The organism is Stratiformator vulcanicus (genome assembly GCF_007744515.1).
In the GTDB taxonomy this organism is placed as follows: Bacteria; Planctomycetota; Planctomycetia; order Planctomycetales; family Planctomycetaceae; genus Stratiformator; species Stratiformator vulcanicus.
On the sequence record NZ_CP036268.1, the window covers coordinates 4,664,394 to 4,683,954 of the forward strand.

At 59.7% G+C, this 19,561-nt stretch carries 18 protein-coding genes; 11 read left to right on the forward strand and 7 right to left on the reverse strand.

Annotated elements, in window-relative coordinates:
* Positions 1-33: 33 nt before the first annotated feature.
* The 6 genes from lpxA to Pan189_RS18640 all read right to left on the reverse strand — a co-directional run bounded on the left by lpxA (position 34) and on the right by Pan189_RS18640 (position 7,352).
* The gene (gene lpxA / locus Pan189_RS18615) at positions 34-885 is read right to left on the reverse strand and encodes an acyl-ACP--UDP-N-acetylglucosamine O-acyltransferase (protein ID WP_145365584.1); all 852 of its coding nucleotides are present in this window, start codon (positions 883-885) and stop codon (positions 34-36) included.
* A gap of 181 nt (positions 886-1,066) precedes the next feature.
* On the reverse strand, positions 1,067-2,122 hold the full coding sequence (locus tag Pan189_RS18620; RefSeq protein WP_145365585.1) for a UDP-3-O-acyl-N-acetylglucosamine deacetylase: 1,056 nt from the start codon (positions 2,120-2,122) through the stop codon (positions 1,067-1,069).
* Between the two features lie 51 nt (positions 2,123-2,173).
* The gene (locus Pan189_RS18625; protein ID WP_310820775.1) at positions 2,174-2,776 is read right to left on the reverse strand and encodes an OmpH/Skp family outer membrane protein; all 603 of its coding nucleotides are present in this window, start codon (positions 2,774-2,776) and stop codon (positions 2,174-2,176) included.
* A gap of 637 nt (positions 2,777-3,413) precedes the next feature.
* Positions 3,414-4,211 carry a class I SAM-dependent methyltransferase gene (locus Pan189_RS18630; RefSeq protein WP_145365587.1) on the reverse strand — a complete coding sequence of 266 codons (798 nt, stop codon included), beginning with the start codon at positions 4,209-4,211 and terminating at the stop codon, positions 3,414-3,416.
* Positions 4,212-4,288: 77 nt separating this feature from the next.
* Positions 4,289-5,449, reverse strand: a complete 1,161-nt coding sequence (locus Pan189_RS18635) for a hypothetical protein (protein WP_145365588.1) — start codon at positions 5,447-5,449, stop codon at positions 4,289-4,291.
* Between the two features lie 727 nt (positions 5,450-6,176).
* The gene (locus tag Pan189_RS18640) at positions 6,177-7,352 is read right to left on the reverse strand and encodes a hypothetical protein (RefSeq protein WP_145365589.1); all 1,176 of its coding nucleotides are present in this window, start codon (positions 7,350-7,352) and stop codon (positions 6,177-6,179) included.
* Positions 7,353-7,599: 247 nt separating this feature from the next.
* Between Pan189_RS18640 and Pan189_RS18645 the strand changes: the two genes are divergently transcribed.
* Positions 7,600-7,779, forward strand: coding sequence for a DUF6800 family protein (locus Pan189_RS18645; RefSeq protein WP_145365590.1), 180 nt, complete (start codon positions 7,600-7,602; stop codon positions 7,777-7,779).
* A 163-nt stretch (positions 7,780-7,942) separates the two neighbouring features.
* On the opposite strand, the gene dnaK is transcribed toward Pan189_RS18645, so the two are convergent.
* Positions 7,943-9,862, reverse strand: a complete 1,920-nt coding sequence (dnaK, locus tag Pan189_RS18650; RefSeq protein ID WP_145365591.1) for a molecular chaperone DnaK — start codon at positions 9,860-9,862, stop codon at positions 7,943-7,945.
* A 612-nt stretch (positions 9,863-10,474) separates the two neighbouring features.
* Between dnaK and pheA the strand changes: the two genes are divergently transcribed.
* The 10 genes from pheA to Pan189_RS18700 all read left to right on the forward strand — a co-directional run bounded on the left by pheA (position 10,475) and on the right by Pan189_RS18700 (position 19,465).
* Positions 10,475-11,620 (forward strand): prephenate dehydratase, encoded by a 1,146-nt coding sequence (pheA, locus tag Pan189_RS18655; protein ID WP_145365592.1) that lies wholly within the window; start codon positions 10,475-10,477, stop codon positions 11,618-11,620.
* A 118-nt stretch (positions 11,621-11,738) separates the two neighbouring features.
* Entirely contained in the window at positions 11,739-12,515 is a 777-nt protein-coding gene (tpiA, locus tag Pan189_RS18660) for a triose-phosphate isomerase (protein ID WP_145365593.1), read from the forward strand.
* A 78-nt stretch (positions 12,516-12,593) separates the two neighbouring features.
* Positions 12,594-13,013 (forward strand): preprotein translocase subunit SecG, encoded by a 420-nt coding sequence (gene secG, locus Pan189_RS18665; RefSeq protein ID WP_145365594.1) that lies wholly within the window; start codon positions 12,594-12,596, stop codon positions 13,011-13,013.
* Positions 13,014-13,104: 91 nt separating this feature from the next.
* Positions 13,105-13,989, forward strand: a complete 885-nt coding sequence (locus Pan189_RS18670) for a YicC/YloC family endoribonuclease (RefSeq protein WP_310820777.1) — start codon at positions 13,105-13,107, stop codon at positions 13,987-13,989.
* Between the two features lie 37 nt (positions 13,990-14,026).
* Positions 14,027-14,641: a guanylate kinase gene (gene gmk / locus Pan189_RS18675; RefSeq protein ID WP_310820778.1), complete on the forward strand. Its 615-nt coding sequence runs from the start codon at positions 14,027-14,029 to the stop codon at positions 14,639-14,641.
* Positions 14,625-14,909, forward strand: a complete 285-nt coding sequence (locus Pan189_RS18680; RefSeq protein ID WP_145365597.1) for a DNA-directed RNA polymerase subunit omega — start codon at positions 14,625-14,627, stop codon at positions 14,907-14,909. The genes gmk and Pan189_RS18680 overlap by 17 nt, the downstream gene beginning before the upstream one ends.
* 174 nt (positions 14,910-15,083) lie before the next feature.
* A complete protein-coding gene (locus Pan189_RS18685) occupies positions 15,084-15,626 on the forward strand; it encodes a flavoprotein (RefSeq protein ID WP_145365598.1) in 543 nt (180 codons plus the stop codon).
* Positions 15,627-15,638: 12 nt separating this feature from the next.
* Positions 15,639-16,367 carry a Uma2 family endonuclease gene (locus tag Pan189_RS18690; RefSeq protein ID WP_145365599.1) on the forward strand — a complete coding sequence of 243 codons (729 nt, stop codon included), beginning with the start codon at positions 15,639-15,641 and terminating at the stop codon, positions 16,365-16,367.
* The gene (locus tag Pan189_RS18695; protein WP_145365600.1) at positions 16,360-16,992 is read left to right on the forward strand and encodes a phosphopantothenoylcysteine decarboxylase domain-containing protein; all 633 of its coding nucleotides are present in this window, start codon (positions 16,360-16,362) and stop codon (positions 16,990-16,992) included. Before Pan189_RS18690 ends, Pan189_RS18695 begins: the two co-directional genes overlap by 8 nt.
* A gap of 196 nt (positions 16,993-17,188) precedes the next feature.
* Complete coding sequence (locus Pan189_RS18700) at positions 17,189-19,465, forward strand: DNA translocase FtsK (protein ID WP_310820781.1); 2,277 nt, start codon at positions 17,189-17,191, stop codon at positions 19,463-19,465.
* Positions 19,466-19,561: the final 96 nt, after the last annotated feature.

Consider the following 19,561-nt stretch of genomic DNA (forward strand, 5'->3'; position numbering starts at 1 on the left):
CAATACCGGCCCGGCTGCGTCGGCGAGCGTTCCTCAGGCAGCCTGGCGACTTGATGATTCCGCAGCCGGTTTCGCACTGCGTACGGCTTCGCGACCCCGGCCCATTTTGCCTTCTCGTTGACGTTCGACGAAGTCGAGCATCGTCATTAATTCGATCGGCATCACACCGTCGAGTTCGTCCTGCAGCGTCTGCCGCACGACGTCGATCTTCTTGTGCTCGCGGTACAGCAGTTTGAATGCTTTCTTGACGAGCCGGATCGTCGGTTCGGAGATGCCGCGCCGTCGCATCCCGACGATGTTGAGCGTTTTGATCTCCGGATTGTCGCTTCCCGCGGCGAGCAGGTAGGGCGGGATGTCGTGCGGAACCCGGCAGCCGCCGCTAACGAAGGCGAGCGTCCCGATCGTCGAAAAGTGATGGACGACCGAGTTGCCGGAGATGATCGCGCCGTCGTGGACGTGAACGTGGCCGCCGAGCAGCACGCCGTTGACGAGGATCGTGTCGTCGAACACATGGCAGTTGTGCGCGACATGGGCGTTCGACATCAGCAGATTTCGGTTGCCGATGCGGGTCACGCCGTCTTCTTTTTCGGCTCCGCGATGGACGGTGACGCCTTCGCGGAATTGATTATCGGTACCGATCTCGACCGAGGTGTCGGCATCGGTCCAACCTTTATCCTGGGGTTCTCCGCCAACGACGACGTTCGGCCAGAAGCGATTGTTCGAGCCGACCGTTACCCGACCGGTCATGGCGACATGGCTGTCGAGCACGCAGCCGGGACCGAGCGTGACCTGGGGACCGACGACGCAAAACGGACCGATCCGGACGTCGTCCGCGATCGTCGCGTTCGGATCGATAGCGGAAAGCGGATGTATGTCGCTTGGCACGGCGAAGGCCCTCCCTGGCACATCGGTGTTTCGATCGGCTAAGCGACGTGGAGCAATTCACGCCCGCCGAGTGTTGAGTTGTTCGTTCGCTTTCGAAGTCGGTCGATCGGGGTGCAATGTCGTCGGATATTAAGTTGCCGCGAATCACTCAATTCCAATTTGACGGAATTTTTGCCGACGCCTACGCGGCGCGTGACTGGTCAATCAGTTCGCCCGACGCTGCACACGTTCTGAGTTGCCGGACCAGTTGCCGATTCAACGCATGTCCGCTGCGCTGCGCGGTGACACGACCGGAGATGTCGCAACCGATGAGGGCGAAGTCGCCGACGCAGTCGAGAATTTTGTGACGCGCGCATTCGTCGGGAAATCGTAATTCGTTGTCGATCGGGCCGTTCTCGCCGAGAACAAGTAAGTCTTCGGCGGTCACGTGCTGACCGTAGCCTAGTTTCTTGAGACCTTCGATTTCCGCCGCGTCGATGAACGTGCGGGCGGGCGCGATCTGCTCGGCGAAGACGTCGGGCGTAATTTCGTATTCCGACGTCTGAGTTGGCACGGTCGACGCCGCTCCGTAGTCGAGTTCGTATCGAATCGTGAACTCATGAGGTTCGGCGCGATCGATCGTCAGTCGCGACCCGTCCGAATAGAACGCACCGGTACTCCGCATCGGTCGGACGATGCGAACCGGCGCCGCCTGTTCGACGATTTCCGCCGAAAGAATGGCGTCCACAAACGGTCGGGCGGAGCCATCGCAGCCCGGGGCTTCGCACGCGTCGAGTTCGATCCGACAGTTGTCGATCGCCATCCCGGCGAGCGCGGCGAGCACATGTTCGGTCAGTTCGACTTCGGCTTCCCCCCGTTTCAAGACGGTCCGCCGATGCCGTTCGACGGCGAAATCGATCTCGGCCCGAATCTCGGGAGCACCGTCCAAATCGACCCGGACGAACTTCCGCCCGTAGTTTTCGGGGGCCGGGTTCAGCGTCAATGTCACGGCGGCGTTGGTGAAGAAGCCGAAACCGTTAACCGTAACGGGTCGGCCGATCGTCCGCTGCGAACGCGGGAACGGGATATTCAAGGCGACCTCAATTTCGATGGGATGCAGGACACGATCGGATGAGTGAATCGACCTTTTGACTGCCGTTCGCCTCATGCAGAAGTGCGATGCCGAGCGAGCTTCAAACTCAGTAGCGGGCAGAAAAAAGACCGGCAGGGGCGGACGGTCCGCCACGCTGCCGGTCATTTACCAGACCCACTCTGGAATCTCAGCAGTCGCCATCAGCGACCGATTGACTTATCGACCGGCGACCGGTCGGTATCGCTTGTTGAGCACTTCAATCACGCGTTGAGTGATGTCGTCGGTCTCTTGGTGGTAGATGACCAACTGGCTCATGTTCTGGATCAGCTTCTGCGGATCGTCCTGGGCGGCGACGTCTTCAGCCTTGAAGCGAATCACCATTGTGTAGCCATAATGCTCGGCGGCGGCGCCGACCATCTGCGTGACTTCGACATAGATGTCTTTATACATCGTCGATTCGCGGCGAAGAAATTCGCGTTGAATCGTGGCCTGCTTCGACTTGATCAGACCGTTCAGTTCGATGACCTTCTTTTCCTGAGCGGCGTACTGCGGCGAATCTTTGCCGTAGGGAGAGTTCTTCAACTCTTCGCCGGCGGCTTTGATCTGCTCGGCCAAGGCCTTGATTTCAGTTTCGCGTTTTTTGAGCTCGTCTTTCAGAGCTTCGCGTTCGTCTTTGAAGCGTTGGTAGTTTTCAAAGACCTTCGCCATGTCGACCAAGCCGATGCGTGTCGATTTGTTCTGAGCGAACGCTTCGGTCTGGGCGAATGTGAAGCCGGCGAAAATCGCGGCGATAACGGCGAGTCGGGTGAATCGAATCACGGCGTGGGCACTCCTTTGCGTTGCCGAAAATTGCCGAATATACGGCTGGAGGATTCCATCCTCCGAATCTGTTTCATTTGAGGGCGGCGAAGCCGGAGCGGGTTTTCGCACCTTTGACCAAACCGGTCAAGATGCGTTCCCGCACGAAACTTTCCGCCATAGAATTAGCATCGTCCGAACAGGCAAACCGGTTGAATCGATTCAATCGATTCTAATGATTAGGCAAAATTGAGAGGGCCCTCCTAGCTTGCCAGGGTGCATATCGCTTGCGTGCCGGGGTGCGTGTCGCCCCCGCAGGGCAAAGTCCGCCCGCTGCTTGCATCGCATCCACTTCACAAGACTGATGCAACGGACCGTGTGTTGTATTCAGATCGCGAATCGCCCGGTGCGGCGCCCACGCCGGGTGCCGGGGTGCGTGTCGCCCCCGCAGGGTTGAGGTCGCTCGCGCTTTGCATCGCTTCCACTCCGCACGACTGATGCAACGGACCGTGTTGTATTCGGATTGCGAATCGCTCGGCGCGAAGCCCACGCCGGGTGCCGGGGTGCGTGTCGCCCCCGCAGGGTTGAGGTCGCTCGCGCTTTGCATCGCCCCCATTTTGCAACGCCAGCACAAAGAAACCCGCACTCCGCCTTCTTATCACGGCGTCCACAATCGCCGCTCGCCGTCGCTCTTCTCCTGCATCGCGACCCGTCGGGCTTTGAGCCGCACGTAAGGGGCGACAAACCGCCCGCGATGTCCCATTGATCCGACCGGAGCCCGGCGTTCCGCTCTGATCGGCTCACGCAGATCTTCGAGTACAAAGCCCGCCCGGCACAGCCCGCCCACAATCTGGTCCCAGCGATGCAAAAACTCCGTCGCACCCGTCTCGCGGTACGATGTGTCTTCCGTCTGGGGCAGTGCGGTCTCGCGATAGTATTCGAGACCGAGGACGTGCTGCCCCTGCGGCGTCCGGTGCGTCACCTGCAGTGAGGTCGGCGTCTTGTGCTGACTGATATAAAGCCCGTCCGGTTTCGTCACCCGCGCGACCTCGGAATACACCGGCTCAACATCGGGCACGTAGCAGGTACTGACCGGTTGGTGCACGATATCGAACCGGCTGTCCTCGAGAGACGACAGGTCATCCATTGAGAGTGGAATTGCGGTGACAGCAAGGCCCCGCCGAGCGGCTTCGCGCCGATCGAGTGCCAGCATTTCGTCGCTGATGTCGACGACGGTGACGCGAGCCCCGGCTGAGGCATAAAGAATCGACTGCCAACCTCCTCCCGCCGCCAGGCACAGCACCTCAAGACCTTCGACCGACTTCGGCAGCCAACCCCGAGAATCGAGCGTCGCCAGCGGGTTCGCACATTGCTCATCGGTCGCCACCTTTGCGAACGCACTCCCCGATCGCACAAGACGATCATAAGCAGCCGCATTCGCGGAACGATAAGACATTTCGAGGTGAGTGGTGAGAGGCAAAACGTTTAGCCGCGACCGCCAGGAAGCGTTTCAATCATCGCGATACGGCCACCTTAATCATCGGTCCGGCCATCGCAGATCGCCGCGACATATCGGATCGCATCGCCATTCTTCTCCGCCACTTCTCGCAGCACGTCGAATCTCCCCGCCTTTCGGCAGACCTCGGCAAACGAGAAACCGCTCGGCTGCTCGATGCCTTCGAGCCAAGGCCGGGCCGCGGCGAGCGCCTGATCGTATTCGCCGCATCGCATCAACAGATCGACGAGCACGAACGCCAGCCCCGGCTTATCCGGCTCGTCCGGTTCCTCATCCAGCCGATCACGAAAGTATTGCACCCCGGATGCCCGGTCTTCATCGGCAATCGCCCCGTAATACGCCGCGTAAGCGTTGTAGAAATCCTGAAACGGAGGCTCGCCGGCGTACTGCAGTTGCGGCGCGAGGTGACGGCCGTATTCGACCAATTCCCGGACCATCGCGAACTCTTCGACGTCGGGCTCCAACACCTGCGCGAATCGGACCGATGCGTTCAGATGCGACACATCGGTGTGATAGTTGGCGTTCTCGAATAACCAGCCACGCTCGGCGAACCAATCTGAGAGGCGTCCCTCAGGAGGCCGTCCCTCCTTTGATTCAATTTCCGCCCGAACCGCGGTTGAAACCTCACCATGCAATTGCCGCACGAGCAGCTTGGCAACCCCGGCACGGTCTTCGTCATTGAGCTGCCCGAATGCCTGATCGGAGGCCGTGACCGCGTTGCAGGTACCGTGCGTGGCGAGCATCAGCTCAACCCCTTTGGCCGGATGAACCGCCTCGTACAACGCGATGCCGACCAGTTCTTCGACCTCTTCGTAATCGACCTTAGCCGGGTCGAGCCGCTCGAGCGCGTCGTGAACCGGGTCGAACTCGCGGATCGTTTTGAAGTAGGGCCACGCCGACTTAATCGCACCGGCGTCGAGGTGCAATTGCCCGACTTCGCGCGCGGCCTCGACGTAAGCTTTCTCAAATTCATCGCGCGGCCCGCCCTCGACGTCATCGAGCGCCGTCGGACGTGCCGTCGGAAGCCCGAGTTCGAACCGTTTGCGAAGCAGCAGGGCATCGAACAGCCGGTCGTATTCGCCCGACTGGCGCAGATGCGAAACGAGTCGGGCGACCGCTTCTTCGGGTCCGCCGTTCTCGGCTGCGGTGCGGATTTCGTCAATCGTCGGATTCGCCATCGGTCCATCGCCAAAATGTGTCGTGTCTCGCAACACGCGACATTGTCATGCAATCCGCACGACGGCAACCGTCCGCAGCGAAAACGTGTACGCCCCACCTACAAGCCGCGCACGAAGTAAGCGGATATTCACGCTGCATTCCGATCCGCTTACTTCGTGCGCGGCTTGTTGCGGTGACCGCTCAAGTCAACGCCGCAGGCCGACGCTTCGCACGATAGCCCGACGCGCGAGCGAGGCCGTTCAAAACCCCGCGACACGTCGAAAGGATCGCGACGAAGAGAGCTGATAACTGTCGCATTGACCAAAGGCACGTCCGGTGCCAAACGTCAGACTTCACGGCCTCGCTGGCGCGTCGGGCTATCGGCGACCGGATCGATCGGCTCGCAAGGCAGCCCGACGCGCGAGCGAGGCCGTTCAAAACCCCGCGACACGTCGAAAGGATCGCGACGAAGAGAGCTAATATCGGTCGCGTTAGACCAAACGCACATTCGTTGCCAAACGTCGGACATCACAGCCTCGCTGGCGCGTCGGGCTATCGGCGACCGAATCGATCGGCTCGCAAGGCAGCCCGACGCGCGAGCGAGGCCGTTCAAAGCCCCGCGACACGTCGAAAGGATCGCGACGAAGAGAGAGCTGATAACTGTCGCATTGACCAAACGCACGTCCGGTGCCAAACGTCAGACTTCACGGCCTCGCTGGCGCGTCGGGCTATCGGCGACCGGATCGATCAGCGACGCAGGCCGACGCGGAAGAGGAAGGAACTGTCGGGCGAGAAGTCGCCGATGCCTGACTCGAATTCGACGTCACGCCCGAAGACGTAGCCCGTCTCGACAAGCACAGCCAACCCGGAGTCGTACTTCTGCTCGGCACCGACAATCAGTCGGAAGTCGCGGATCGTTATTTCGTCGTTGAGGCCACTGGCTCGCTCTACGGCCCAGCTTCCGCCCCCGAACTCCCCGCCGATGTAGCCCCAGATTTCGCTGTTCGGCCCGCTGCCGATCTTTTTTGTCACCTTTGGTCGAGGGAAGACAAGCTCGTACCGCAGGTCAGGATTCGGGGCATAGATCATACCCAAGGCGGGTACAGCCAGAATGTCATCGCGATCGAGGTACACCACGCCGACTGCAAATTGAAGCTGCCGCGACATTGCGATGAACAACAGAGCTCGGGCCGGCAGGCGAAATGCGTCCGAGGTCGTGTTGTTGAAGTCGGTGAAGAAACTCGGCGTCACCGCGACTTCGTAGCCGTATTGAATATTGATTTGACCGCGATAGGAGAACGTCAGTTGCAAGTTGTAGAGCTGATCGGGAACGTCGGCCGCGAACGATGCCGACTCGTCCGCGAAAGTGCCGCCGAAACCTGGGGTGATGGAAAAACCGGGCAGCACCGGGCTGAACGACGTGGCCGATAGGTCGAACTCATTGAGTCCAAATCCACTGTCGGCAGTACCGACGAGGGTGTAAGTCGCCCGCATTTTCTTGAGGCCGACGGGGACGCCGCCGAACGTCGTTGTGACGGCATCACCGAGTGCGGCGGGCGGTCCCTGTGCCCGAACGATCGGTTCGGCGCGAGCGATGTCGCTTGCGGTCCCGAACGGAACCTCGCCACCGGCATAGCCAAAGACGTCTTCAACGAGTTCGTCGAGAGACTCGATCCGTGTCGACGCAGGAGCTTCGACGAACCGGTAGTCATTCTCGGAAGCGGTTGCCGGATTGAGCAGATCGCGCCGCTGCGGTACCTCGGCAAAGCGATTTTGTGGGATCGCGAAAATGTTGGTATCAGCCGATTTGAAGCGGCGGCCTGACCGAGCTTCTTCGGCGGCGTCGAGTCCGCGATCGGCCTCGACCTGAGCTATGGCCGGGGCGGCAGCGCAGAACGCCAGAGCCGCGATGAGTAATCTCACGGGAATGATCACGTTGGGAGAGTCGAAGACGAAATGTCAGAAATGAAGAGAGGGCCGGGAGCGATAGCAGGAACCGTTGAGGAACGTCAAGCCGAAACCCGGGATCGCACCGGTCTTGTCCGATGCGATTCGATTGCAAGATGACAGCAATCGGCGTATCTTGCCCGACTCGAAACTTCGCGACTCCGACCGAGTCGATGAGCCCTGTATCTTCACTTCGATAAATTACTGACGGACGAGTTTGATCATGCCACGTGTTGAACGCAGCCGAGAAATCGCACGCCGCCGAACCCGCCGGGCGAAGTTGGCGAAGCTGCGAAAGAAGTACGCCGAAGCACAAACCGACGCCGAGCGCGACGAAATTTTCGCCAAAGCCCGCCGAATCAGCCCCTTCGTCGAGTTCCAAGCCGAAGCCAAAGAAGAGTAGAGCGCGAGACGCAATTCTAAAGCGCAAACAAGCCCGAAGCGCAAGCGAGGGACAATTGATCACGTCCCTCGCTTGCGCTTCGGGCTTGTAAATTTTTTGAACAAATAAGAAAGCCCGCCGGATCAGCGATCCGGCGGGCTTCATCTATTGAGACGTCGAGCGATCAGCTCTTGGTCTCGAATTCGGCATCGATCACGTCGTCATCCGACTCCGTTGATCCGCCGTCTGGTTCCTGTCTACCGGGAGCAGCTCCGGCTTCGCCAGCCTGCTCTTCGGCACCGGCATAGAGCTGCGCCGAGAATGCCTGCACCGCCTGTTGCAGATCGTTGACCGCACTCGTAATCAAGTCGGCGTCTTCACCGCCCACTGCCTCATTGACCTTATCGATCGACGATTGCAGCGACGACTTGGCGGAATCGTCCAGCTTCTCTTCGTTCTCCTTGATCAACTTCTCGGTCTGATAGACGAGCGTGCTGCCGGAGTTTTTCGCTTCGGCCAACTTTCGCTTCTTCTCGTCCTCGGCCGCGTGCGCTTCGGCGTCCTTGCGCATCCCGGCGATTTCGTCTTCGCTCAGGCCGCTCGACTGCTCGATCTTAACGGTCTGCTCTTTGCCACTCGCCTTGTCCTTGGCGGAGACGTTCAAGATACCGTTCACATCGATGTCGAAGCCGACTTCGATCTGCGGCACGCCACGCGGCGCCGACGGAATGCCGTCGAGATTGAACTCGCCCAACAGCCGGTTGTCGGCGGCCATCTTGCGTTCGCCTTGGAAAACGCGGACTGTCACCGCCGGCTGATTGTCGGCTGCCGTTGAGAACGTCTCGGTCTTCGTGACGGGAACCGTCGTGTTTCGTTCGACGAGGACCGTCATGATGCCGCCTTCGGTTTCGATACCGAGCGACAGCGGCGTCACATCGAGCAGCACGACGTCTTTGACGTCACCGGCGATAATGCCGCCTTGAATCGCGGCGCCGACGGCAACGACCTCGTCCGGGTTGACGCCTTTGTGCGGCTCCTTGCCGAACATCTCCTTGACGAGTGCCTGCACAGCGGGGACGCGGGTCGAACCACCGACGAGAACAACCTCGTCGATTTCGCCCTTGCTCAGCCCGGCATCTTTCAGACAGCTTTCGACCGGACCGCGGAGCCGGCTCAGAAGCGGGTCGATCAATTTTTCGAACTCGCTGCGCGAGACCTGCATTTGCAGGTGCTTCGCGCCGGAGGCATCCGCGGTGATGAACGGCAGATTGATGTCGGTCGATTGAGCCGAGGAGAGTTCCTTCTTGGCTTTCTCAGCCGCTTCCCGCAGCCGCTGCAAGGCCATCGCGTCGCTTCGCAGGTCGATGCCCTGCTCCGACTTGAACTGATCGGCAATGTGGTCGATGAGAACTTCGTCAAAGTCGTCCCCGCCGAGGTGCCCGTCACCACTGGTGCTGAGCACTTCGACAAGTTCGTCGCCGACTTCGAGGATCGAAACGTCGAAGGTGCCGCCCCCGAGGTCGAACACCACGATCTTCTCGTCCTTTTTCTTTTCAAGCCCGTACGCGAGCGCGGCGGCGGTCGGCTCGTTGATGATCCGCCCGACTTCGAGCCCGGCGATCTGACCGGCGTCTTTGGTCGCTTGGCGCTGGGCATCGTTGAAGTACGCCGGGACGGTGATGACCGCTTTGTTGACCTTGTGGCCGAGATAGCTTTCGGCCGCTTCCTTGAGCTTGCGCAGCACGAGAGCGGAAACCTCGGACGGCGTCATTTGCTTACCGCCGACTTCGACCTTCACGTAGTCCTCACCCCCGCCAATGACGGGATAGGGGACCATTTTCTCTTCCGACTGAACTTCGTTGTGCCGACGGCCCATGAACCGCTTGATCGAATAGACGGTGTTCTTGGGGTTCGTCACGGCCTGCCGCTTGGCAGGCTCGCCGACGTGGACGTCGCCTTTGTCGGTGAAGGCCACGACACTGGGGGTAATGCGATTGCCCTCTTGGTTCGCGATGACTTTCGCCTCGCCCCCTTCGAGCACGGCAACGACCGAGTTGGTCGTTCCGAGGTCAATTCCGATAATCTTTTCGCCTGATGAGGCCATGCTTCAATCTCCAATGAAATTCGTTGATGCGGGGGCCGAAGAGCCGTGCCCGCTGTGATTGTCGAGGTGGTTGAGAGTTGTGACGGGCTGAATGCCGAATCGGGTCGCTCTCGTCACCGAGCAGGACCAATCCTGCTCACCGCGAGAGTCACTCCACCATGTTACCGGCGAGTGGGACGCACTTTCAGCCGCCAATAAGCAAAGCAACCGACATGCCGGGAACGCCAGAAGCCGCTATAAATCGTAAACTAATATTTTCATTACACTTACGACTCAAGACAGGCCCGTTCCTCTCTTCACGGTAACGATCGCACGCACTTCACCCGCCAAAGTGGCAACACCCGAGAGTCACGCGCGGCCAAAACGACAGGCCATTTTGGCAGTCCGCGGTTGTCGTTGCCGCTGCACAGACCGGTTTACAGGACACGTAGCCGACATCGACCCGCTTCCTTGACACCCTGAATGGGCACCGGTACAACCCCCGATCTCATCGGAGGTTACGTGCTCCCGGCGATTACAGAACGGCGAGCGTCGATTTCGATGGCGGTATCCAGACCGCCGCATTGATTTCAGCCCGCCCTGATTCACCCACCAACGAACCGCCCCATCGCCATGGCCAAGAAAGCGACCGCGAGTTCGAACGCAGCAAAGAAAACGGGGTCGAAGACCGGGGCAAAGAAGTCGGTCAAACGCAAGAAGCCAACCGCGACCGCGGTGAAGCAGCTCGATCAACAGATCGTGAAACTCCTGAACGAGCGGGCCGACCAGATCGCCGAACTGCTGCGAGGCGAGGAGGATCCGGCCGCCGCGCTGTACGATCCCACTCACGATGAGCAATTGCTGAAGACCGCCGTGGGCCTCAACAAAGGGGACCTGCCAGAGCAAACGCTTCGTCGCGTTTTTCAGGAGGTCATCAGCGCGGCCAAGCGACGCATTCGCGTGCAGCGGGTCGTCTATCTCGGTCCGGAATTCAGCTTCTCCCATCTGGCGGCAATCGAACGATTCGGGCAATCGGCTGACCTGGTGCCGGTCAACACAATCGGCGCGGTCTTCGAAGAGGTCAATCGCGGGCACGCGATGTTCGGGATCGTTCCGATCGAAAACAGCACCGACGGACGCGTGGTCGACACGCTTTCGATGTTCGGCAAATTGCCGGTTCGAATTTGCGGCGAGGTTCAGCTTCAGATCCACCTGCACCTGTTAGCGAACGGTCCGCGTGGGCAAATCACCGAGGTTTACAGCAAGCCGCAGGCGCTGTCGCAGTGTCGCAACTGGCTGGCCCGCAACATGCCGCAGGCGCGGCTGATCGAGGTCACCAGCACATCGACTGCCGCACAACTGGCCCGCACGAAACCGGGGGCTGCGGCCGTCGCAAGCCAGCAGGCTGCCGTCGACAATGGCCTGACGATCCAAGCCGAAAACATTGAAGACAACCCGCACAACATCACGCGCTTCGCCGTGATCGGCGAGGACATCTGCAAGCGCAGCGGTAAAGACCGCACGGCTGTTCTGCTGCAGGTCGCCCACCAACCGGGCGCCTTGCACGATGCACTGATGGCTTTTAAGAAGAACAAGATTAATCTGACTTGGATCGAATCGTTCCCGCTGTTCGGTGCCGAAAACGGCTACCAGTTTTTCCTCGACTTCGAGGGACACGCCGATGATGCTGCCATCAGTCGAGTATTGAGCGATTTGGAGAAAAAAGCCGTCCGGATGGAACTGCTGGGATCGTATCCTCGCAGTTTGACGATCGGTTAGAATTGACCGGGACATCGCGGAACGGCGCCCGGGCGCCTTTCGTCGACAGGATGGCCCCTACCTTTATCTACGATCGGCGAAAGCGACGCCGTTCAGCTTCGAATCGAAGGTCGAGTTTATGCGGCGGTTATACGTGGCCGGCAACTGGAAGATGAACACGACGCGAACGTCGGGGGTCGACCTCGCGACCGCGATCGCCGCAAAGGTTCCCGCGGAGGGATGTCCGGTCGACGTCCTGGTGGCGCCGCCGTTCCCCTATCTCACCGCGGTCAGCGACGCGATCTCGGGCAGCGGCGTCAAACTCGGAGCGCAGAACGCGTACTTCGAAGCGTCGGGAGCGTTCACCGGCGAAGTCGCCGTCGACATGCTCAGGGACGTCGGCTGCGATGCCGTGATCCTCGGCCACAGCGAACGTCGTCACGTGCTTGGTGAGACCGACGAGACGATCAACCGCAAAGTGCTGGCGTCGCTTGAGGGCGGACTGCCGGTCATCCTGTGCATCGGCGAATTGCTCGAAGACCGCAAGGCCGACCGAACTGAAGCGATTCTCGATGAGCAACTGACCGGCGGCCTGAACGACGTCTCGGCCGAGCAGTTAAGCGAGATCGTGCTGGCTTACGAACCGGTTTGGGCGATCGGGACCGGCGAAACCGCCACGCCCGAGCAGGCCCAAGCGGCCCACGCCTACACGAGAGACTGGATTCGCCGGAAATACGGTGACGCCCCCGCAGACGCGATCCGCATCCAATATGGCGGAAGCGTTAAACCAAACAATGCGGCCGAATTGCTGGGGCAGTCCGACGTTGACGGAGCGTTGGTCGGCGGAGCCAGTTTGAAAGCAGACTCCTTCACGGCCATCATTGAAGCCGCGATTAGTGTCGCCGAGGGTGCGTGATTCGACGTACCATCGAACAAGCCGCTGAATCAGCCATCTTAATTATCGATCATTCACGGAATTTCTAAGGTCCATCTGATGCTCTTGGTTTTTGCAAGCGTGTGGTCCTACATCACAATGACCCTCCTGATGATTGTCGGCCTGTTGCTGATGTTCATCATTCTGTTGCAGCGGGGACGAGGCGGTGGCCTCGCCGGTGCATTCGGCGGTGCCGGCGGTCAAAGCGCCTTCGGTACGAAAGCAGGCGACGTGTTCACTCGCATTACGATCGTGGTAACGGTTGTCTGGGTTGCCTTGGCCGCGGCGAACGGATTTCAATTGCGAGCCGATGCGGTCGTGAACGCCGACAAATTTAAACCGAGCGGTCCGGCGATCGAATCAACGGAGGACGGTGAGGACATCTTCGGCCCCGCCGAGTCAGGCTCGGCCGTCGAATCGTCCGGAACTGGCGAGCCGAATCCGTTCGAAGAGCTCGAGTCGGGTTCGGCTACGAATTGAAGCGTCGGTATTTAGCTCAATTACGGTCGCTTCTTATTCGGCTCGGCCGACTGGTCGATTAATCCCGGTTCTTTCCCGCCAAGGTGTCACTGTGCTACTGAGCATGACCGGCTTCGGCACCGCGCGGGCCGAGACAGAAGCCTGGGCCGCCACCGTTGAACTCAAATCGGTCAACAACCGCTATTTGAAAGTTTCGACGCGCCTGCCGGAAGTGCTCAACCCCAAGGAAGGGGATGTTGAGCGGATCATCAAAGAGTTCGTCGCTCGCGGCTCGGTGCAATTGCAGATTCGGTTGGAGCCGACAGACTGCAAGACCCCCTACCGCGTGAATGCGGACCTCGTCAAAGACTATTGGACGCAGGCCGAAGCGATCCGGCTCGACCTTGGAAAGTCGGCGCCGATCCCGATTTCGAGCCTGTTTCAGTTGCCTGGAACACTTGTCGATGTGTCGAAAGCGACCGCCTCAATCGAAGAGGTCTGGCCGCTCGTCGAGCGAGCGTTGCGATCGGCGGGCGAAAAGCTGCTGGAGTTCCGTCACTACGAGGGAGCCGCGATGGATGCAGAGCTGCGAAAGTACGCCAAGGTGATCGCCGAGCAGGTCGACGCCGTCGAGAAGCAAGCCCCGGCGGTAATCAGCACCTACCGCGAAAAGATGCTCGATCGGATTCGCACGGCCTTGAGTGAGTCCGACGCGACGGTGACCGAAGAGAATCTCATCCGCGAAACGGCGATCCACGCGGACCGCTGCGACGTCACCGAAGAGATCGCCAGAATGCGATCGCATCTGACCCAATTCGAGCAATTTCTCGACGACTCCGAGTCTCAGGGACGCAAACTCGACTTCCTGATTCAGGAGATGAATCGGGAGATCAACACGATCGGCTCGAAGGCGAATGACGCGTCGATCGCCCATCTCGTGGTGGAATTGAAGGGGGCGGTGGAAAAACTGCGTGAGATTTTGCAGAATGTCGAATGACGGTCTGGGAGTTGCGATTCGGCGGGGCAGGCTCCGGGTGGAAAATTCAGTTCCCGCTCCGGAGAGAGCGATCCGAATTCTCGTGCTGTCCGGCCCCAGTGGCTCGGGCAAATCAACCGTTGTGAATCGATTGATTCAGACGACCACATTGCCGATTGAAAAAGCGGTTTCTGCGACGACGCGCCCGCCGCGTCCGCACGAACAAAACGGCGTCGACTACCATTTTTTGTCACCTGAGGAATTCGAGACGAAGCAGGCAGCAGGCGAATTCCTGGAGACGGCTGAAGTACACCGCACCGGACACTGGTACGGCACACTGCGATCCGAAGTCGAGCGGGCCATTGGGCAACGACGCTGGTCGCTTCTTGAAATTGACGTCGATGGAGCGGCCGAAGTTCGAAGAGCATTCCCCGGCAGCCTGCTCATTTTTTTGAAGACGAAATCGCTAGAGGAATACGAATCGCGACTTCGTGGTCGCGGAACAGAATCGGCAGAAGTCATCGCCCGACGAATGCAAACCGCCGCAGCGGAACTAACGCGGGCCGCCGACTATGATTTTCAGGTAAATAACGACGATCTCGACCGGGCGGTCGGTGAAATCGTCGGTATCGTTGAAGAGCGTGAGGCCCAAATCGATGCTGGAAGCGTTTAAAGAAGAAGAAATCGTCAACAAGGTCGGCGGGCGATTTAAGCTCTCGTCGCTCATCCAGAAGCGGCTCGTTGCGCTGAACCGCGGCGCCCGGCCGCTCGTCGAAATGCAGACGAAAAACCAGATGGAAATCGTCGTGCAGGAGATCATCCAGAATAAGATCTTCCTCGACGCCTCCGGCGAAGTAAAACCGGTCAGCCCACTCGACGCCTTGGGTGGCGACGGCGGTCCGGACGAAGCCGACGGCGGTCCATCGTTGGATGAACTCTAAGTCGGGCTCAATACAAGCCCACAGCGCAAGCGAGGGATATAAGGGAAGACCTCCAATTCGTCACCGGGTGTCGCCGATCGCTGCTCTCTGTATGGACCTGCGATCCCTCAAAGGACGCCGCGTGAGCAAATCTCTTGCTCGCGCGGCGGGCTTGTTTTTCGATCGAATCCGACCATGTCTGAATCGCGAGAAATCCTCCTCGGCGTCACCGGCGGGATCGCGGCGTACAAGTCGGCCGACCTGGCAAGCAAGCTGGTTCAGGACGGCCACGGCGTCACCGTCGTGATGACCAAGGCGGCGCACGCCTTCATCGGCAAGACGACCTTTGAAGCGCTGACCGACCGACCGGTCTACACCTCGCTATTCGACTGGAAGGAGCACCCGCGGGGAGAGCACATCGGCCTCGCCCGCCGCGCCGACATTTTCGTAATCGCCCCCTGCTCCGCCGATGTGCTGTCGAAACTCGCCCATGGCGCTGCGGATGACTTGCTCTCGACGCTCACGCTCAGCGCGACCTGCCCGATGCTGCTCGCCCCGGCGATGAACGTCGAAATGTGGTCGAAAGCCGCGGTGCAGCGCAACGTGGAGCAACTCCGAGACGACGGCTTCCACTTCGCCGAACCGGGCAGTGGCTGGCTCAGCTGCCGCGAAGTCGGCGCCGGTCGCATGGCGGAGCCGGAAGAAATCCGCTCGCGGATTGCTGAGGCGTTGGCTTAGAATGGGGTTGCCATGGCAACTGACACCGCCGCTCACAACTTCAATCCCCCCGCCCACGACCCCGTCGAGTCGCTGCCGCTGGAATTGCACAGCGGCGACCGGATGAACCGCGAAGAGTTTCACTACATCTACTCGCGGATGCCGGAGAACTTCCGGGCGGAACTTATTGACGGAGTCGTCTACGTGGCCTCACCTGCGAAATACAATCATGGGAGACCCATTACGTTCCTGAGTGCGTTGCTGCTTGAATACGAGGCAACAACGCCGGGCTGTGAGGTCAACGAGAACGTGACGGTCCTGCTGGACGACGGAACCGAAGTCCAACCTGATATCCTACTTCGAATCTGCGAGGGATTTGGCGGTCAGTCCAGACTGACGGAGGATGATTACATCGACGGCGGTCCTGAGTTTGTGATCGAAGTCGCAAATACGACCCGGTCGATCGACCTCAATAATAAGAAAGCGAAGTACCGCGAGAACGGAGTGCGCGAGTATGTCGTCTACGAGCCAACACGGAATGTTTTCCACTGGTTCGACCTTTCAGCCGATAAGCAGCTCACTCTCCCCAAAGATAACATTGCCCGTTCGATCGCCTTCCCCGGCTTATGGATCGACGTGGAGGCCGTCGCGACGAAATCACTCGGCAAGGCCAAGGCGACGTTGGAGGCGGGTTTGAAGACCACCGAGTACGCGACCTTTAAAGAGCAGCTTGCCGCTGCAAAAAAGCCCGGCGATGCCTGACCTCCCGCGACTGCTCATCACCGCGGGGCCGACGCGCGAGTACCTCGATGACGTCCGCTATCTCTCGAATGCCAGTAGCGGCAAGATGGGTTACGCCATTGCCGAAGCCGCTGCAAAGGCCGGCTATGCGGTCACGCTCGTCAGCGGGCCGGTCGACCTGACCTGCCCAACGGGAGTCGATCGCGTTGACGTCGAAACGACCGCCGAGATGCGCAAAGCCTGCATGGGGGCTCTCACGTCGTGTGAAGGTGTCATCGCCGCGGCGGCGGTTTGCGACTATCGTCCCGCTACTCGCATCATCGGCAAGCTCGCCAAGACGGGCGGACCGATGACCGTCGAGATGATCGAGACCGACGATGTCCTCGCTGAGATCGGTCGCTGCAAAGAAGCTCGCTGGGTCGTCGGCTTTGCCCTCGAAGCCGAAAACGCCCGCGAACGAGCGTTACAAAAGCTCCGCGCCAAGAATTGCGATTGGATCGTGGTGAACGACCCAACGGCGATCGGGTCCGATTCGAATTCCGTCGAGCTGATGGACCCCGCCGGCGCAATTGCGGCTGAGTGGACCGGTCCGAAGTCTGCGATCGCGGCGTCCTTAATAGACTGGCTGCACAGTCGCTACGACTAACCGCATCCGAGCAACCGTCACGACCGTTCGCTCGGCGCCCGAAAAATTCGCAAGACCCGAGCACTTTGTTGACCGAAGTCAACACCCGGTGTTGCGAAAAGGCGACACGTCACTGCCCCGGTGCTAATCTTCACGGGACGGATTGCGCAACGACGAATTTTGGATTGCGTCGGAGTCTATGATCGATTTCAGGAGGATGATGCTTGATCTGGTCGCGCTGGGGCTGCTCGCAGCCTCGGCGTTTGTCGCGCTGAGCCTATTGACCTTCGATCCTGCCGACCCCCCTTCGACCGCCGTCTTCCCCGCCCCCGAGTCGGTCGTCAACGCCTGCGGACCGGTTGGTGCTCGCGTCGCCCATTACATGCTTTCCGCGTTCGGATTCGGGACCTATCTGATCCTGATCAACCTGATCGTGATTGACCTGCAACTGTTTTCGCGGGGAAACGTGAAGGACCGCTGGATGCGGCTCGCCGGCAGCACATTGATGCTCGTCGCCATCTGCACGGCCTTTGATATCACCGCCCCGGCAGTCGGCACAACGACTCTCGTCGGTAGCGGCGGGCTTCTCGGAGCCGTCACCGCGGCCACGCTCGAATCGCTTTTCTCTGGCCTCGGCGCGACCGTGCTGCTGATGGCCATTCTGACCGCCGGTCTGATCATCACCGAAGACGCCCTGCTTGCCGCTCGGTTTGTTGGCCTCCTCCTGAAACCTTTCGCGTTCATCGGTCATTTCTTCGGAAATATAAGATTGCCGAGGCTTAACTTCTCTCGCTTTGTGCCGTCAATGTGGCGGAAACGATCCCAGGAATCGATCTCCACTGAAGAAGAAATTGAGCTCGAAGACGAGACGGAAGACGCACCCGAAGCAGATGCCGCTGCCGACCGTGAGATTCGGATTAATCCCCCCGCAACGCTGACCCGCAGTCTCGCAGCCCCACGACCGCCGGTGGTCGACAGCCCGCAAGAGATCGTTGAAATTGATCTGCCCGATCTTGACCTGCTCGAAGACGCCGAAGAGTTTCCTTACGAGGAACTCGCGGCGAATGCCCGCATCGCCGCGGAGACGTTGGAGCAGACCTTCCAAGAGTTCGGCCTCAACGTCACCGTTTCGGAAATCGATACGGGCCCGGTCGTCACGCAGTACGAATTGAAACTTGAAAAGGGCCTTCGCGTTAATAAGGTCACGGCGTTAGCCGATGACCTCGCGATCGCACTCCGCGTCCCCGCGGTGCGGATCGTCTCGCCGATCCCCGGCAAGAATACCGTCGGCGTTGAGGTTCCGAATGAAACCCGCGTCATGGTACGGATGCGGGAACTGATCGAGACGGCCCCTGAAAAGTCTCAAAAGTTCAGCGTCCCGCTGTTCTTAGGCAAAGACGTAAGCGGCCACCCGCTCGTGGTCGATATGACAAAGATGCCGCATCTCTTAATCGCGGGCCGAACTGGTACCGGTAAATCGGTCTGTATTAACACCTTAATTCTGTCCATTCTTTACACGCGTCGCCCCGATGAAGTGAAGCTGTTGATGGTCGACCCAAAAATGGTCGAGCTCAGCCCTTACAAACGGCTGCCCCACCTGATGCACCCGGTCATCACCGATATGAAAAAAGCCGAGGCGATGCTCGCTTGGGCCGTCGACAAGATGGAAGAACGCTACGACATTCTCGCCCGATGCGGCGTCCGCCATTTGGACGATTACAATAAGCTTTCGCGCGAACAACGCCTCGACCGCATGGGGCTGTCGGAACTGGAGATCGAACCCGGTTCGCTGCCGGAGAAGATGCCTTACATCGTGATCATTGCCGACGAAATGGCCGACATGATGATGACCAGCGGTAAGGACGTGGAAGGACACATTATTCGCCTCGCCCAAAAGTCACGGGCCGTCGGCATCCACCTGGTCCTCGCCACGCAGAAGCCGACCGTCGACGTAATTACCGGTCTTATTAAATCGAACCTGCCGGCACGCATCTCGTTCCAGGTGGCCAGCCGAACCGACAGCCGGGTCGTCCTCGATGAAATGGGAGCCGAGCGGCTCCTCGGCGCCGGTGACATGCTCTACCTCGAACCGGGCACCAGTAACCTGATCCGCTCGCAGGGCACTTATATCAGTGGTCAGGAAGTCGATAACGTGATCGACTTCTTCGGCGACGTCGAACCGCAATATAGCGATGAATTAAAGAACGTCACCGCCTCTGGCGGCAGTGGCAAGACGGCCGACGCGGACGAAATCCGCAAGAAGGATGACATGTACGAGCAGGCGATCGACGTGGTCGTCAGCGAAGGCCGCGGCAGCACCAGCTTATTGCAACGGGCCCTCGGCATCGGCTACGGCCGAGCGGCGCGATTAATCGACTACATGGCCGAAGACGGCATCGTCGGCGAATACAACGGCTCCCAAGCCCGCGAAGTACTTTACACCGCGGAGCAATGGGAGGCCGTAAAAAGCGGCGGGGAGTTGGTTGAGGTGTAGGCTGTAGCGCGAGGGCACACCATTTCCCAATCGACACGGCCGCGATTGCGTTTGGCCCGGTTCTCGCGCAGACTTCAACGGTCACCGATAGCTTCA

Excerpts from the sequence above, each read along its gene's own strand:
- Pan189_RS18620 (WP_145365585.1), bottom strand. The coding sequence starts at position 2,122 with ATGACCGGCAGCGTGGCGGACCGTCCGCCCCTGCCGGTCTTTTTTCTG.
- Pan189_RS18630 (WP_145365587.1), bottom strand. The coding sequence starts at position 4,211 with ATGTCTTATCGTTCCGCGAATGCGGCTGCTTATGATCGTCTTGTGCGA.
- Pan189_RS18635 (WP_145365588.1), bottom strand. The coding sequence starts at position 5,449 with ATGGCGAATCCGACGATTGACGAAATCCGCACCGCAGCCGAGAACGGC.
- Pan189_RS18645 (WP_145365590.1), top strand. The coding sequence starts at position 7,600 with ATGCCACGTGTTGAACGCAGCCGAGAAATCGCACGCCGCCGAACCCGC.
- dnaK (WP_145365591.1), bottom strand. The coding sequence starts at position 9,862 with ATGGCCTCATCAGGCGAAAAGATTATCGGAATTGACCTCGGAACGACC.
- pheA (WP_145365592.1), top strand. The coding sequence starts at position 10,475 with ATGGCCAAGAAAGCGACCGCGAGTTCGAACGCAGCAAAGAAAACGGGG.
- tpiA (WP_145365593.1), top strand. The coding sequence starts at position 11,739 with ATGCGGCGGTTATACGTGGCCGGCAACTGGAAGATGAACACGACGCGA.
- secG (WP_145365594.1), top strand. The coding sequence starts at position 12,594 with ATGCTCTTGGTTTTTGCAAGCGTGTGGTCCTACATCACAATGACCCTC.
- Pan189_RS18680 (WP_145365597.1), top strand. The coding sequence starts at position 14,625 with ATGCTGGAAGCGTTTAAAGAAGAAGAAATCGTCAACAAGGTCGGCGGG.
- Pan189_RS18685 (WP_145365598.1), top strand. The coding sequence starts at position 15,084 with ATGTCTGAATCGCGAGAAATCCTCCTCGGCGTCACCGGCGGGATCGCG.
- Pan189_RS18690 (WP_145365599.1), top strand. The coding sequence starts at position 15,639 with ATGGCAACTGACACCGCCGCTCACAACTTCAATCCCCCCGCCCACGAC.
- Pan189_RS18695 (WP_145365600.1), top strand. The coding sequence starts at position 16,360 with ATGCCTGACCTCCCGCGACTGCTCATCACCGCGGGGCCGACGCGCGAG.
- Pan189_RS18700 (WP_310820781.1), top strand. The coding sequence starts at position 17,189 with ATGATGCTTGATCTGGTCGCGCTGGGGCTGCTCGCAGCCTCGGCGTTT.